This is a genomic window from Kitasatospora acidiphila, from assembly GCF_006636205.1.
Taxonomy (GTDB): Bacteria; Actinomycetota; Actinomycetes; order Streptomycetales; family Streptomycetaceae; genus Kitasatospora; species Kitasatospora acidiphila.
Window position 1 is genome coordinate 5723139 of record NZ_VIGB01000003.1, and the last position, 14306, is coordinate 5737444.

Annotated in this window: 17 protein-coding genes and 1 tRNA gene; 12 read left to right on the plus strand and 6 right to left on the minus strand. The window is 70.5% G+C overall.

The genetic code is table 11. The features are described from left to right. The first annotated feature begins 1 nt into the window (after position 1). Positions 2 to 280, plus strand: a complete 279-nt coding sequence (locus tag E6W39_RS27180) for a MoaD/ThiS family protein (protein ID WP_141635745.1) — start codon at positions 2 to 4, stop codon at positions 278 to 280. 11 nt (positions 281 to 291) lie between these two features. Next, entirely contained in the window at positions 292 to 1260 is a 969-nt protein-coding gene (locus E6W39_RS27185) for a PLP-dependent cysteine synthase family protein (RefSeq protein WP_141635746.1), read from the plus strand. 31 nt (positions 1261 to 1291) lie between these two features. Here E6W39_RS27185 and E6W39_RS27190 read toward each other — a convergent pair whose 3' ends face one another. Then, a complete protein-coding gene (locus E6W39_RS27190) occupies positions 1292 to 1771 on the minus strand; it encodes a type II toxin-antitoxin system PemK/MazF family toxin (protein ID WP_141635747.1) in 480 nt (159 codons plus the stop codon). Positions 1772 to 1927: 156 nt separating this feature from the next. On the opposite strand from E6W39_RS27190, the gene E6W39_RS27195 reads away from it, so the two are divergent. Both E6W39_RS27195 and E6W39_RS27200 read left to right on the plus strand, forming a co-directional pair. Continuing rightward, positions 1928 to 2110, plus strand: coding sequence for a MerR family transcriptional regulator (locus E6W39_RS27195; protein ID WP_407658475.1), 183 nt, complete (start codon positions 1928 to 1930; stop codon positions 2108 to 2110). A 214-nt stretch (positions 2111 to 2324) separates the two neighbouring features. Continuing rightward, complete coding sequence (locus E6W39_RS27200) at positions 2325 to 3071, plus strand: MBL fold metallo-hydrolase (RefSeq protein WP_141635749.1); 747 nt, start codon at positions 2325 to 2327, stop codon at positions 3069 to 3071. Between the two features lie 60 nt (positions 3072 to 3131). Here the strand turns inward: E6W39_RS27200 and E6W39_RS27205 are convergent, their stop codons facing one another. Then, positions 3132 to 4406, minus strand: a complete 1275-nt coding sequence (locus tag E6W39_RS27205; RefSeq protein ID WP_141635750.1) for a PTS transporter subunit EIIC — start codon at positions 4404 to 4406, stop codon at positions 3132 to 3134. A 224-nt stretch (positions 4407 to 4630) separates the two neighbouring features. Further along, positions 4631 to 5875, minus strand: coding sequence for a PTS transporter subunit EIIC (locus E6W39_RS27210; RefSeq protein ID WP_141635751.1), 1245 nt, complete (start codon positions 5873 to 5875; stop codon positions 4631 to 4633). 361 nt (positions 5876 to 6236) lie between these two features. On the opposite strand from E6W39_RS27210, the gene E6W39_RS27215 reads away from it, so the two are divergent. From E6W39_RS27215 to rdgB, 3 genes are all read left to right on the plus strand, one after another. Beyond that, positions 6237 to 6470, plus strand: a complete 234-nt coding sequence (locus E6W39_RS27215) for a glucose PTS transporter subunit EIIB (RefSeq protein ID WP_101381635.1) — start codon at positions 6237 to 6239, stop codon at positions 6468 to 6470. Between the two features lie 108 nt (positions 6471 to 6578). Further along, positions 6579 to 7304, plus strand: a complete 726-nt coding sequence (rph, locus tag E6W39_RS27220; protein ID WP_101381636.1) for a ribonuclease PH — start codon at positions 6579 to 6581, stop codon at positions 7302 to 7304. 86 nt (positions 7305 to 7390) lie between these two features. Then, positions 7391 to 8002 carry an RdgB/HAM1 family non-canonical purine NTP pyrophosphatase gene (gene rdgB / locus E6W39_RS27225; RefSeq protein ID WP_141635752.1) on the plus strand — a complete coding sequence of 204 codons (612 nt, stop codon included), beginning with the start codon at positions 7391 to 7393 and terminating at the stop codon, positions 8000 to 8002. Between the two features lie 66 nt (positions 8003 to 8068). Here the strand turns inward: rdgB and E6W39_RS27230 are convergent. Then, positions 8069 to 8152, minus strand: a tRNA-Leu gene (locus E6W39_RS27230). A gap of 13 nt (positions 8153 to 8165) precedes the next feature. After that, positions 8166 to 8597, minus strand: a complete 432-nt coding sequence (locus E6W39_RS44285; RefSeq protein ID WP_407658477.1) for an HNH endonuclease signature motif containing protein — start codon at positions 8595 to 8597, stop codon at positions 8166 to 8168. A 445-nt stretch (positions 8598 to 9042) separates the two neighbouring features. Here E6W39_RS44285 and E6W39_RS27240 point away from each other — a divergent pair, with 445 nt between their 5' ends. Genes E6W39_RS27240 through E6W39_RS27250 form a run of 3 tightly spaced genes read left to right on the plus strand, consistent with a single transcriptional unit; the run spans position 9043 to position 12678 of the window. After that, positions 9043 to 10089 carry a substrate-binding domain-containing protein gene (locus E6W39_RS27240; protein WP_141635753.1) on the plus strand — a complete coding sequence of 349 codons (1047 nt, stop codon included), beginning with the start codon at positions 9043 to 9045 and terminating at the stop codon, positions 10087 to 10089. Positions 10090 to 10099: 10 nt separating this feature from the next. Continuing rightward, positions 10100 to 11665 (plus strand): sugar ABC transporter ATP-binding protein, encoded by a 1566-nt coding sequence (locus E6W39_RS27245; RefSeq protein WP_228718381.1) that lies wholly within the window; start codon positions 10100 to 10102, stop codon positions 11663 to 11665. Next, positions 11662 to 12678 (plus strand): ABC transporter permease, encoded by a 1017-nt coding sequence (locus tag E6W39_RS27250; protein WP_141635754.1) that lies wholly within the window; start codon positions 11662 to 11664, stop codon positions 12676 to 12678. Before E6W39_RS27245 ends, E6W39_RS27250 begins: the two co-directional genes overlap by 4 nt. Before the next feature lie 64 nt (positions 12679 to 12742). Here E6W39_RS27250 and bcp read toward each other — a convergent pair whose 3' ends face one another. Then, positions 12743 to 13216, minus strand: a complete 474-nt coding sequence (gene bcp, locus E6W39_RS27255; protein WP_141635755.1) for a thioredoxin-dependent thiol peroxidase — start codon at positions 13214 to 13216, stop codon at positions 12743 to 12745. A 163-nt stretch (positions 13217 to 13379) separates the two neighbouring features. Between bcp and E6W39_RS27260 the strand changes: the two genes are divergently transcribed. Both E6W39_RS27260 and E6W39_RS27265 read left to right on the plus strand, forming a co-directional pair. Then, positions 13380 to 13724, plus strand: coding sequence for a DUF3618 domain-containing protein (locus E6W39_RS27260; RefSeq protein ID WP_228718382.1), 345 nt, complete (start codon positions 13380 to 13382; stop codon positions 13722 to 13724). Positions 13725 to 13877: 153 nt separating this feature from the next. Next, positions 13878 to 14180, plus strand: a complete 303-nt coding sequence (locus tag E6W39_RS27265; protein WP_101385175.1) for a GroES family chaperonin — start codon at positions 13878 to 13880, stop codon at positions 14178 to 14180. Positions 14181 to 14306 lie beyond the last annotated feature (126 nt).

Genomic DNA, 14306 nt, shown 5'->3' on the forward strand with positions numbered 1-14306 from the left:
CATGGCCATCGAGGTCCGCATCCCGACCATCCTCCGCAGCTACACCAACGACGCCAAGGCCGTCGACGGCACCGGCAGCAACCTCGGTGAGCTCATCGCCGACCTGGATGTCCGCCACCCGGGCATCGCCGCCCGCCTGCTGGACAACGGTGAGCTGCGCCGCTTCGTCAACGTCTACCTGAACGACGAGGACGTCCGCTTCCTGCAGGGCCTCGCCACCGGCCTGACCGACGGCGACAGCATCACCATCCTCCCCGCCGTGGCCGGCGGCGCGAAGTAAGGCGCCGGCTCATGCGCTACGACAGCCCGCTGGCAGCCGTCGGCAACACGCCGCTGGTCCGGCTGCCCCGGCTCTCCGCGGCCGTGCCGGGCAACGACGCGGGCCTGGTGACGCTCTGGGCCAAGCTGGAGGACCGCAACCCGACCGGCTCGATCAAGGACCGCCCGGCCCTGCACATGATCGAGCGGGCCGAGGCGGACGGCCGGCTCACCCCCGGCTGCACCGTGCTCGAACCCACCAGCGGCAACACCGGCATCTCGCTCGCCATGGCGGCCAAGCTCAAGGGCTACCGGATGGTCTGCGTGATGCCGGAGAACACCAGCGAGGAGCGGCGCGAGCTGCTCCGGATGTGGGGCGCCGAGATCATCCCCTCGCCGGCCGCCGGCGGCTCCAACACCGCCGTGCGGGTGGCCAAGGAGCTGGCCGCCGAGCATCCGGACTGGGTGATGCTCTACCAGTACGGCAACCCGGACAACTCCGGCGCGCACTACGCCACCACCGGCCCGGAGATCCTGGCCGACCTGCCGACCGTGACGCACTTCGTGGCCGGCCTGGGCACCACCGGCACCCTGATGGGCGTCGGCCGGTACCTGCGCGAGAAGGTGCCGGGCGTGCAGATCGTGGCCGCCGAGCCGCGCTACGACGACCTGGTCTACGGGCTGCGCAACCTCGACGAGGGCTTCGTCCCCGAGCTCTACGACGCCGAGGTGCTGACCACCCGGTTCAGCGTCGGCTCCGAGGACTCGGTCCGGCGCACCCGTCAACTCCTCGCCGAGGAAGGCATCTTCGCGGGTGTCTCGACCGGCGCGATCCTGCACGCGGCGCTCGGGGTCGCCCGCAAGGCCGCTGCGGCGGGCGAGCGGGCCGACATCGTCTTCGTGGTGCCGGACGGCGGCTGGAAGTACCTGTCCACCGGCATCTACACCGCCGCGACCACCGACGAGGCCGTCGAGGCGCTGAAGGGCCAGCTCTGGGCCTGACGTGCCGCCGCCCGATCGGTTCGACGCAGCCTCAACGGGCCCGTACCGCACGCTCGGTGCGGGCCCAGGTCGGTGCGTCCACCAGTCCGACCCGGCGGCGGAAGGCGGTCAGCGCCACCTCGCGCAGCTCGTCGGTCTCCAGCCAGCTGGCCCGGCCCTCCCGGTCGCCCACCGACCCCGGCGGCAGCGCCAGCACCCCGGGGCGCTGATGGTGCTTGCTGGTGATCTTGACCACGGTCGCGGTGTGCCCGTGCACCGAAAGCACCAGGCAGGGACGGTCCTTGTGGCCCGGGCCGTCTTCGAAGGGCACCTCGGCCCACCAGATCTCGCGCGGCGCCGGAGCGCCCGCCGCCGCGACCGGCCGGCGCGGTGCGGGGGTGCGGGCGGGGGCGGTGCTCGACCCGGAACCGCGCGAGCGGCGACCGAGCAGCACCGCCAGGACGAGCAGCACCAGGGCGGCGACACCGAGCAGGGGGTAGGTCGAGGCAGTGGCGTGCTGCGCGAGGTTCATGCGATGACCGTACCGGTGTGACAGTTGGGCAGATATCCGCCCCATGCTGCCGGTTCGTCACGGAACCGCCACGGCGCCCGCCGCACCCCGAGCCGCCCGCCCGGAGCGGATTGACTGGCTTCGGCACAGCCGTCGCAACCCCTGGAGGTGACTGGCGTGCGGGAAGCGTGGTCCTACCCGGAGATCGCCCACCACATCGGCGTCCAGACCGACACCGTGCGCAGCTACCGCCGGCACGGCCTGCTCCCGGAGCCCGACTTCGTCGACGACGGGGGCCACCCCCGCTGGTACCCCGCCACCATCAAGGCCTGGGCCCGCCGCCGCCCCGGCCACCGCTGACCCGCCGACGGCACCGGGCCGTCCCAAGGCGTTGGCGCGCCACCGGATCCGCGCGCCGCCCCGTTCTGGTGATTCCAACCACAGCCCGGCACGGGGACGGGGGCAAAGTGCCGCTCCGCCCTTACCCTCGACAGGCGACCGCTGCCGCTACCCACCGGTGTGACCCGGCGGTAACCAGCGTGCGCGGGACCTGGATCCGGCGGAGGGGCTCGGGATGAAACTGACTGTGGTGGGGTGCTCCGGGAGCTTCCCGTCCCCCGAATCCGCCTGCTCCAGCTACCTGGTCGAGGCCGACGGCTTCCGGCTGGTCCTGGACCTCGGAAACGGTGCGCTCGGCGCCTTGCAGAGCCACATCGGCCTCTACGACGTCGACGCGATCGCCCTCAGCCACCTGCACGCCGACCACTGCATCGACCTGTGCGGCTACTGGGTGGCCCGCAACTACCGCCTGGAGGGCGTGCCGGCCCCGCTGCCGGTCTACGGCCCCGCCGACACCCCGGGCCGGATGGCCCGCGCCTACGACATGCCCGAAGCCCCCGGCATGACCGAGGTCTTCGACTTCCGCACGCTGCGCCCCGGCACCATCGAGATCGGCCCGCTGACCGTCACCGTCGCCCGGGTCAACCACCCGGTGGAGACCTTCGCCTTCCGGGTCGAGCACGACGGCCGTTCGCTGGTCTACTCCGGGGACACCGGGGAGAGCCCCGAACTGGTCGAGCTGGCCCGCGACTGCGACCTCTTCCTCTGCGAGGCCGCCTACACCGACGGCAAGGAGACCTACCGGGCGATCCACCTCAACGGCCGGGAGGCCGGGGAGCACGCCGCCGCCGCCCGGGCCCGCCGCCTGGTGCTGACCCACATCCCGCCGTGGACCGACCCGCAGCGCAACCTGCGGGACGCCGAGGCCGCCTTCGAGGGCCCGGTGGAGCTGGCCAAGGCGGGAGCGGTGTACGAGGTCTGAGCAGGCACGCCGAAGGGGCCCGTCCGGCACTGCCGGGCGGGCCCCTTCGGCGGTATCGACTCAGGCCTTGGTGAGGTCCTCGATCTCGTCATCGGGCTCGCGGCCCGGGGTCGGCAGGTTGAACTTGGTGATCACGAAGCGGAACACGAAGTAGTAGATCGCGGCGAAGACCAGGCCGATCGGGAGGACCAGCCACTGGTTGCGGCCGTGGCTCCAGCCGAGCAGCAGGTCGATCAGGCCGGCCGAGAAGGTGAAGCCGAGGTGCACGCCCAGCGCCCAGGTCACGGCCATCGAGACCGTGGTCAGGATCACATGGACCACGTACAGCGCGGGGGCGATGAAGACGAAGGCGAACTCGATCGGCTCGGTCACACCGGTGACGAAGGAGGTCAGCGCGAGCGACATCATCATGCCCATCACGGCCTTGCGGCGCTCCGGGCGGGCGCAGTGCGCGATGGCCAGCGCGGCGGCGGGCAGCGCGAACATCATGATCGGGAAGAAGCCGGACATGAACTGGCCCGCGTGCGGGTCGCCGAACATGTAGCGGGTCAGGTCGCCGTGCACCACGGTGCCGTCCGGCTTGGTGAAGTCACCGGCCTGGAACCAGGCGTAGGAGTTGACGAACTGGTGCATGCCGACCGGCAGCAGCGCGCGGTTGACCAGGCCGAAGGCACCGGCGCCGAGTGCGCCGGCGCTGATCAGGGTGTTGTTCAGGTGCCCGATCGCATCGCCGACCGGGCCCCAGAACTGGGCGAACAGGACACCCACGACGGTGCCGACGAAGGCCATGATGATCGGGACCAGCCGCCGGCCGTTGAAGAAGCCGAGCCAGTCGACCAGCTTGGTGCGGTGGAACCGCTGCCAGAGCACCGCGCTGAGCAGGCCGATGACGATGCCGCCGAGCACACCGGGGTTCTGGTAGGTCGGCTCGACCCACTTGCCGTCGGCGATGTGGCCGTCGGTGATCGGGAAGGCCGTCAGGACCTTGCTGTAGGTCAGGAAACCGACCACGGCGGCCAGCGCCGTGGAGCCGTCGGCCTTCTTGGCGAAGCCGATGGCGATACCGATGGCGAAGAGCAGCGGCAGGCCGAACTTGGTGTCGAGGATGGAGCCACCGGCCGCGTTGAACACGGCGGCGACCTTGTCCCAGCCGAGGCCGTCCTTGCCGAAGACGTCGTCCTGGCCGAGGCGCAGCAGCAGGCCGGCGGCCGGCAGCACGGCGATCGGCAGCTGGAGGCTGCGGCCCATCTTCTGCAGGCCCTGCAGCAGGCTCTGGCCGAACTTCCTGGCGGGGGACGGAGCGGCGGGCGACTTTGCCTGCGCTGTCGTACTCATGCGGGTGGTTCCTCACGGCATGGCGTACCGGGCGGGGTGCGGTCCGGAACCAGTACGCGAACTGGTCTACACCACTAGTGGTGTAGACCAGTTTTGTAGCATGCCGCGAGAGGGGCTGGAAGGGCCGATAGGCCCGCAGGTCGGAAGTGCTATGAAATCGAAACCTTGTTGAGGATTAATGATCACCATTACCCGGCGTAATTGCGGCCGGTTCAGTCGGCGGCTCAGGCCTTGGTGAGGTCCTCCACTTCCTCCTCCGGTTCGCGGCCCGGTGTCTCCAGATTGAACGCGCGGATCATCAGTCGGAAGAGTGCGTAGTAGACCACCGCGAAACAGAGCCCGATCGGGATGATCAGCCAAGGCTTGGTGGCCAGGCTCCAGTTGATCAGATAGTCGATCAGGCCCGCCGAGAAACTGAAACCGTCGTGCACGCCCAGCGCCCAGGTGATGCCCATCGAGGCGCCGGTCAGCAGCGCGTGCGCCACATAGAGCAGCGGGGCCACGAAGAGGAAGGAGTACTCGATCGGCTCGGTGACCCCGGTCACGAGGCTGGTCAGCGCGACCGAGAACATCAGGCCGTAGATCTCCTTGCGCCGGTGCGGCTCGGCGCTGTGCGCGATCGCCAGCGCGGCGGCCGGCAGCGCGAACATCATGATCGGGAAGAAGCCCGAGGTGAACTGCCCCGCCGTCGGGTCGCCGTGCAGGAAGCGCGGGATGTCACCGGTCCAGACGTTCCCCTGGGCGTCCGTGTAGGTGCCGTACTGGAACCACACGAAGGTGTTCAGGAACTGGTGCATGCCGACCACCAGCAGCGCGCGGTTGGCCACGCCGAAGATCGCCGACCCGGGCGAGCCCAGCCCGGCGAGCCAGTCGCTGAAGTGCACCAGGCCGCGTCCGATCGGCGGCCAGATCCACAGTGCGAGCACCGCGAGGGCGATGCCGACCAGTGCCGTGATCATCGGCACCAGCCGGCGTCCGTTGAAGAAGCCCAGCCAGTCGGGCAGTTTGGTGCGGTGGAAGCGCGCCCAGAGCCAGGCCGTCAGCAGGCCCAGCACGATGCCGCCGAACACCCCGGGGTTCTGGTAGGTCGGCGGGTTGGTCGGAGGCGTCACCGGGAACTGGTGGAGGATGTTGAAGTAGACGAGGAACCCGACCACGGCGGCCAGTGCGGTCGACCCGTCCGCCTTCCTGGCCATCCCGATCGACACTCCGACGCAGAACAGCAGCGGCAGTCCGAGCACCGGGTCCAGCAGCACGCCGCCCGCTGCCGCGAGCACCTTGGCGACGTTCGGCCAGTCGGCGATCCTGCCGTGCGGGCCGAACAGGTCCGGCTGGCCCAGCCGATTGAGAATGCCGGCCGCGGGGAGCACCGCGACCGGCAGTTGCAGGGAGCGGCCCATCTTCTGCAGGCCGCCGTAGAAGGTCTGCCACCACGGTTTCCGCGGCGGCGCGGCGCTCGCTGAACTCATCGTCGTCCCTCCGCGGTGGCCGGTCCGGGTGCGAACGGACGGTGGGAGCCCCGGCGCCGGCCCGCGCGTTTTGGGAAGTACGACCACATTGGTGTAGACCAGTTGTGGTACGGCCGAAAGCGCCGGAGGACCCGGGCTCCCACCCACCGTCATCCTGGGAGGACGATCCGACCGGCGCGCGCGGGACTGGGCCGATCGAGGCCCAGCGTGGCGGATCAACCCGAACCGGGCGATCCTGGTCGCGCCGGAGACGCGGCGCGGGCGAACTGAGCCTGCGTCACCCCCCGGCACCCGCAGCACGGCACACCGCAGGACGGCCCCGGCATCAGCGCCGGAGCGCCGAGACAGAGGGAGAAAGACCATGGCCACCAAGGCTGAGAAGATCGTCGCCGGTCTCGGCGGTATCGACAACATCGAAGAGGTCGAAGGCTGCATCACCCGCCTGCGGACCGAGGTCAAGGACCCCTCCCTCATCGACGAGGCCGCCCTCAAGGCCGCCGGCGCCCACGGCGTCGTCAAGATGGGCACCGCGATCCAGGTCGTCATCGGCACCGACGCCGACCCGATCGCCGCCGACATCGAGGACATGATGTAGTCCCGCACCACCAAGCCGAGGGCCCGTCAGCATCCACCGCTGACGGGCCCTCGGCGTACGGCCCCACTGGCGGACCACCCGGGTCCGGAGCGACTACGCTCAGACAACATGTCACGCATCGACGGCCGCACCCCCGACCAGCTCCGCCCGATCACCATCGAACGCGGCTGGAGCAAGCACGCAGAAGGCTCCGTCCTGGTCTCCTACGGCGACACCAAGGTGCTCTGCACCGCCAGCGTCACCGAAGGCGTCCCGCGCTGGCGCAAGGGCAGCGGCGAAGGCTGGGTCACCGCCGAGTACGCCATGCTGCCGCGCGCCACCAACACCCGCGGCGACCGCGAATCCGTCCGCGGCAAGATCGGCGGCCGCACCCACGAGATCAGCCGCCTGATCGGCCGCTCGCTGCGCGCCGTGGTCGACCACAAGGCGCTCGCCGAGAACACCATCGTGCTCGACTGCGACGTGCTCCAGGCCGACGGCGGCACCCGCACCGCCGCCATCACCGGCGCCTACGTCGCCCTGGTCGACGCCGTCGCCTGGGCCCGCGAGAAGAAGCTGCTGCGCGCCAAGGGCCAGCCCATCACCGGCGGCGTCAGCGCGGTCAGCGTCGGCATCATCGACGGCGTCCCGATGCTCGACCTCCGCTACGAGGAGGACGTCCGCGCCGAGACCGACATGAACATCGTCTGCACCTCCGACGGCCGCTTCGTCGAGGTCCAGGGCACCGCCGAGGGGCAGCCCTTCGACCGCGACCTGCTCAACCGGCTGATCGACCTCGGCGCCCAGGGCTGCGCCGAGCTGGACGCCATCCAGCGCAAGGTGCTGGCCGGCTGACCCTCCCACAGGGACAGGGACTCGGGCGGGTGGCGGGCCGTGCGGCCCACCACCCGCCCCCGGGTAGTCCGGGATACTGGGGAGCCATGAGCACCCCCCGCCGCCTGATCCTCGCCACCCGCAACCAGCACAAGGTCACCGAACTGCGCGCCATCCTCGGTGCCGCCGGCCTGAACGTCGAACTCGTCGGCGCCGACGCCTACCCCGAGGTCCCGGACGTCGCCGAGACCGGCGTCACCTTCGCCGAGAACGCCCTCCTCAAGGCGCACGCCCTGGCCCGCGCAACCGGCCTGCCCGCCGTCGCCGACGACTCCGGCCTCTGCGTCGACGTGCTGGGCGGCGCACCCGGCATCTTCTCCGCCCGCTGGTCCGGCAAGCACGGCGACGACCAGGCCAACCTGGACCTGCTGCTCGCCCAGCTCTCCGACATCGCCCCCGAGCACCGCGCCGCCCACTTCGCCTGCGCCGCCGCCCTCGCCCTCCCCGACGGCACCGAACGCGTCGTCGAGGGCCGCCTCCTCGGCACCCTGCGCACCGCCCCGGCCGGCGGGCACGGCTTCGGCTACGACCCGATCCTGCAGCCGCTGGGGGAGACCCGTACCTGCGCGGAACTGACGCCGGATGAGAAGAACGCGATCAGCCACCGGGGCAAGGCCTTCCGGGCACTGGCGGAGGTGGTGGGGGAGCTGCTGGGGTAGCCGACCCGCTGAACGCCGAAGGCCGGGCCCTGGGGGCCCGGCCTTCGATTCTTAGGTTCTACCTTGTGCGGCCTGAGGGATTCGAACCCTCACGGGGTTTCCCCCACCAGGACCTAAACCTGGCGCGTATCGCCATTTCGCCAAGGCCGCTCCTGTCAAGGCATCATGCTACTTGCCTGGCCGCAGTGCCCGCACCTGCCTTCTTGCGTCGGCAGTAGGTGGGGGTGATGGCATGGCGGTTGGGACAGAGCAGGCGGAGGTTGCCGGGACGGTTGTCCGACCAGTCTCCGTTGACGTGGTCGACCTCCAGGGTGAAGGCCGCCCCCTGCCACTCTGGTCCGACATCGCAGCCCTGACACAGCTCGGGGCGGCCGAGTTCGAGCAACGCTCGGCGGATTCGCGCCCCCGGGAGGCGCTTCGCGTGCTGAGGGCGCTGAACGAGGAGCACCTCCGGTGCCATCCTGCGCGGAAATTTCTTGCCCTTGCCGTGCGCTTGGCCGGTGAAGTGTGAGGTGTCGATCCCGAAGTGCTTGATTGTGTCCCGCCTGCTTGGCGTTGCCTCAGGTAGCGGACGACCCCCGCCACGCTGGTGCATTCGGAAACCGCGGTCTGCAGGAGTTCGCGAGTGTAGATGCTCCCCGTGGGTGCGAAATGGCTGGTGTCGACTCCGAATGCCCCCAGCCGCTTGCGCAGGTACTTGCGGCGCTCGAAATGCGGCTCCCGGCCGAGTAGCACCAGCATCTCGTTCAGGGTTGTGGACCGGGCGGCAACGTCGCTCAGCAACTCCCTGGTGTACCTCGTCGGCTTGGACATGGCTTCCCTCCTTGCCGTGGGCAGCGACCAGCTCACTGATCAGGTAACGGGGCGTCGGCAGGTGACCGGTGCTTGACGCGTGCACAACGATTCTGTTGCGGCCTGTGCGAATCTGTGCGAAAGCTCTTGACCCGTGGGGCTGGTGGCGGTGTCATGAACCCCATCTCGCGTGAGTCTGTTCGGTTCTGATGGATTGTGGTCCTCACCCCTGCTAGGAGCCCGAGCTTATGACCACTGTGCACAACCGTCCCCGCACCGCGTTGGCCGCGTTCGGCCTGCTGGTCTCGCTCGGGCTGGCGGCCTGCTCGACCGGGCAGCAGAGCGGCGGCCCAGGCGGTGACACCGCCAAGGTGACCGGCAAGATCAGCATGACGTACCTGCAGAAGCAGGGCGATCAGCAGTACTTCGTCGGTGAGGCCGCCGGGGCCAAGGCGAAGGCCGCCGAGCTCGGGGTGGACCTGAAGGTGGTCAACCTGGGCAGCGACGCCAACCAGACCGTCAGCGACGTCCAGGCGGCGATCGCGCAGAAGAGCAACGGTCTGATCATCGTGGTGCCGGACCCGTCGGTCGGCCCGCAGGTGGTGCAGATCGCCAAGGACGACAAGGTCGCGCTGCTCACCTCGGACGACCAGATCTGCACCACCGGTCCCAATCCGGCCAACTGCGCCAAGTCCGACCTGGTGCCGCGGATCGGCTTCTCCGGCCAGCAGATGGGCCAGCAGGTCGGTGAGCGGGCCGCCGAGGAGTTCAAGAAGGCCGGCTGGAGCGCGGCGGACACCCGCACCATCTCCGCCTGGCAGCAGGACGTGACGGTCTGCGGTGACCGGGTGAAGGCCGCCAAGGACGCCTTCGGGCAGTCCGTCCCCGGCGTGCAGAACATCGACGTCGCCACCGACAACACCCCGACCGGCGCGCAGGACAAGGTGGCCGCGACCCTCACCGCCAACCCGGGCGTCAAGCACTGGGTGATCTGGGGCTGCAACGACGAGAACGTGCAGGGCGGCATCACGGCCATGCAGAACGCGGGCATCAGCGCCGACAACGTGATCGGCGTCGGCCTCGGCGCCTACCTGGCCTGCAAGGACTGGGGCAGCGGCAAGCCGTCCGGCATGAAGGCCGCGCTCTACATCAACGGCAGCGACGTGGGCGCCCTCGCCGTCCAGACCATGTACGACAAGCTCAGGAACGGCAAGGACTTCCCGCAGGAGGCGTTCGCCAAGACCACCATGGTCGACGCCTCCACCTGGCAGTCGACCGGCGTCCAGTGCAGCTGAGGGAGCTGCCGTGACGACCACGACCACGACCGCCGGCGCGGGCGTGCGCGGCCTCGGCAAGCGCTTCGGCGAGGTCCGGGCGCTGGACGGGGTGACCCTGGACTTCCCGGCCGGCCAGGTCACCGCGCTGATGGGGGAGAACGGGGCCGGCAAGTCCACCCTGCTGAAGATCCTGACCGGTGATCACCGGCCCACCGAGGGCACCGTACTGCTGGACGGCGCCGAGCTGGCGCTCGGCTCGCCCGCCCGGGCCCGGGCCGCCGGGATCCGGATCATCCCCCAGGAGCCGGAGATCATCCCGCATGTCTCGGTGGCCGAGAACGTCTACGCCGGTGCGCTGCCCCGCCGGGGCGGGCGCCGGCTGGACCGGGCCGAACTGCACCGGCGGATCACCGCCGACCTGGACCGGCTCGGCTTCTCCCGGGTGCTCGAACCGGAGCTCCTGGGCTCCCAGTTGACCCCGGCACAGCGCCAACTGGTGGAGATCCTCCGGGCGTTGACCGGCGAGGCGAAGGTGATCGCGTTCGACGAGCCGACCAGCTCGCTCTCCGAGCAGGAGGTGGCGGCGCTGTTCGCGCTGATCCGCCGGCTGCGTGCGCAGGGCGTGGCGGTGGTCTACGTCTCGCACCGGATGCAGGAGATCTTCCAACTGGCCGACCGGATAGCGGTGTTGCGGGACGGCATGCTGGCCGGCGTGCTGGACGCGGCCGAGGCGGGGGAGCAGGAGCTGGTGCGGCTGATGGTGGGCCGCGATCTCTCCCGGCTGTTCGTCCGGCAGCGCGTGGCGACCGACCAAGTGGTGCTCCAGGTCGATGACTTGACCACGGATGACGTCCGGGGGGTCAACCTGGCGGTGCGGGCCGGCGAGGTGGTCGGGCTGGCCGGTCTGATCGGGGCCGGACGCTCGGAGTTGGCGCTGGCGCTGGCCGGCGACCTGCCGGTGCGCGGCGGCACGGTTCGGCTGGACGGCCGCAGGCTGCGCCCGGGGCGGCCGGGTGAGGCGATCCGGGCCGGTCTGGGCCTGGCGCCGGAGGAGCGCAAGGCGCAGGCGCTGTTCCTGCAGCGCTCGATCCGGGAGAACACCTCGCTGGTGGTGCTGGACCGACTGCGGCGCTGGCGGTTCGTCCGGCGGGGCGCCGAGCGGGAGTTGGCGCAGGGCTTCGCGGACCGGCTGCGGGTGCGGGCGCCGGGCATCGAGCAGGAGGTGCGCACGCTCTCCGGGGGCAACCAGCAGAAGGTGGTGCTGGCCCGCTGGTTGGCCCGCAAGCCCAAGGTGCTGATCCTGGACGAGCCGACCCGCGGCATCGACGTCGGCGCCAAGGCGGAGATCTACCAGATCATCGCCGACCTCGCGAGGGAGGGCGTGGCGCTGCTGGTGATCTCCTCCGAGCTGCCCGAGCTGCTGGGGCTGGCCGATCGGGTCGTGGTGATGCAGAACGGCCGGATCACCGGGGAGCTGGACCGTGCCGAGGCCACCGAGGAGCGGATCCTCGCGCTGGCGATGGCCGACGACCTGAGCGACCACAACGATTCGAGTGGCGAAGACGACCTGAGGGACGAAGGAGGGCGGCCATGACCACGTCCACCGCTGAGCGGACGGCACCGGCGGCCAGGCGGGCCGGCGGCGCGCTGGCCGCGGTCGGCGGCCAGAACCTGAGCCTGATCGCCGCCCTGGCCGTGGTGCTGGCGCTGTTCGGCTCGCTCAACGACAACTACCTGAGCTGGACCAACGTCCAGGTGATCGCCGAGGCGGTGACCATCACCGGCCTGCTGGCGGTGGTGCAGACCGTGGTGATCATCTGCGGCGGCCTGGACATCTCGGTGGGCTCGCAGGCCGGGCTGGCCTCGGTGGTCAGCGCGATGGCGTTCACCTCGGCGGGCAGCAGTCCGCTGGTCGGGATGGCCGCGGCGATCGGCGTCGGCGTGGTGGTGGGCGTGCTCAACGGCGCGGTGATCGTCTACGGCCGGGTCAACGCGACCATCGCGACCCTGGCCGGCCTGGCCGCCTACAAGGGCGTGGCCCAGCTGATCTCCAACGGCGCGGCGCAGGGCTACGTGCTGAACGACGCAGTCTTCGTCTTCCTCAGCCGCGGCAAGATCGCGGGCCTGCCGGTGATGGTGTGGATCCTGATCGTGGCGGCCGCGGCCGTGCACGTGCTGCTGAAGTACACCGACATCGGCCGGAACATCTACGCGATCGGCGGCAACCCCACCGCCGCCCGGCTGGCCGGCATCAACCTGAACAAGTACCTGATCTCCGCCTATGTGCTGGCCGCGGTGGTGGCCGCGGTCGCGGGCATCCTGCTGACCGCCCGGACCGGTTCCGGGCAGCCGGTCTCCGGCAGTGAGGGCCTGGAGCTGAAGTCGATCACGGCGGCCGCGCTCGGTGGTTGTGCGCTCAAGGGCGGCAAGGGCGGGATCGGCGGCACGCTGCTGGCGGTGGCGCTGCTCGGGGCGCTGGAGAACGGGTTGACGGTGCAGGGCATCAACTCGTTCTGGCAGAACGTGGCGCAGGGGTCGCTGCTGGTGGTGGCGGTGGTCATCCAGCAGCGGCGCAGCGGTGAGCGGGCCGTGGGGTTGCCGGGCTGACCGGTGGTGGTGGTCCCGGGAGGGGCAGGTGGTGGTCCCGGGAGCCGGGACCACCACCCGTCCGCTACGCCTCGACCTTGAGGTCGCGCAGCAGCTTGGCGACGTGCCCGGTGGCCTTGACGTTGTACAGGGCGCGCTCGACCTTGCCCTGCTCGTCGACGACCACGGTGGAGCGGATCACGCCGACCACGGTCTTGCCGTACAGCTTCTTCTCGCCGAACGCGCCGTAGGCCTCCAGCACCTCCTTGTCCACGTCGGACAGCAGGGTGACCTTGAGGTCCTCCTTCTCCCGGAACTTGCCGAGCTTCTCGGGCTTGTCCGGTGAGATGCCGATCACGTCGTAGCCGGCGCCGGCGAAGACCTCCAGGTTGTCGGTGAAGTCGCAGGCCTGGGTGGTGCAGCCCGGGGTGAGGGCGGCCGGGTAGAAGTAGACGATCACCTTGCGGCCCAGGTGGTCGGCGAGCGACACCTGGTTGCCGTCGGCGTCGGGCAGCGAGAATGCGGGGGCGGTGTCCCCCGCCTGGAGGCGCTCACTCACGGTAGTTCTCTCCTCGTGCGGGACCACTGTCGTACCGGGTGCCAACCTACCGCCGTTGGTGGGCCGCACTGACTCCGATGGTGGGTGGGGCCGAGCGAGCCACGAGTCGAGCTGACAGACTGGGCCGGAGCAGACTGGACGTCAGGTGAGTGAGGTGGCCCGGGTGGGCAAGACGAAGGACGTGCGTGACGGCGCGGGGCGGACCCTCGTGGAGATCGAGGAGAACATCGCGCGGACCCGTACCCAGCTGGCCGACACGCTCGACGAGCTGGCCATGCGGGTGCATCCGTCCACGATCACCGCGCAGGCCCGGGCGAAGGTGCTGGCCTCGGTGGAGCAGCGGGTCGGCAAGGCCTATGTGGCCGCCAGCCGCGGGGTGGAGCGGCTGCGTGCCGAGTTCACCGACGAGCAGGGCAAGCCGCGTCCCGACCGGATCGTGCCGGTGGCGCTGGTCGGCGGCGGTCTGCTGGTGCTGCTGGCCTCCCGCAGGCGCAAGCGGGAGAGCTGATCGGTTTTCCCCGGATCGGCCCGGGCCCGCGCACCGGCCCGGGCCCCGGCCAGGTACCGTCTGGGCGTGAGCGTGAGCGTGAACGACGACGAGCAGAACAGGCAGACCGAGCACGGCCGGCACGACCGGCTGGGCGAGAAGCTGCCCATCCGGATGCTGCACGACCGGGTGCTGGTGAAGACGGACGCCGGTGAGGGCGAGCGCCGTTCGACGGGCGGCATCCTGATCCCCGCGACGGCGGAACTCTCCAAGCGCTGCACCTGGGCCGAGGCCGTGGCCGTGGGCCAGAGCGTGCGGGCGGTGGAGCCCGGTGACCGGGTGCTGTACGACCCCGAGGACAAGCTGGAGGTCGAGGTGCGCGGCGCCACCTACGTGCTGCTGCGCGAGCGCGACCTGCACGCGGTGGCGGCGGAGCGGCTGAAGGACGCCGAGGGCTCCACGGGGCTCTACCTGTAGCCGTACTGCTGGCCGAAGCCGGCCGGCCGTCCCCTGAACGGCCCCTTAATCGGCTGCGTGATCAAGGTCCGTGCCGCTAGCGTGAACTGACACAACTTCACATTCCGCAGAGCCCCGAGCGACGCC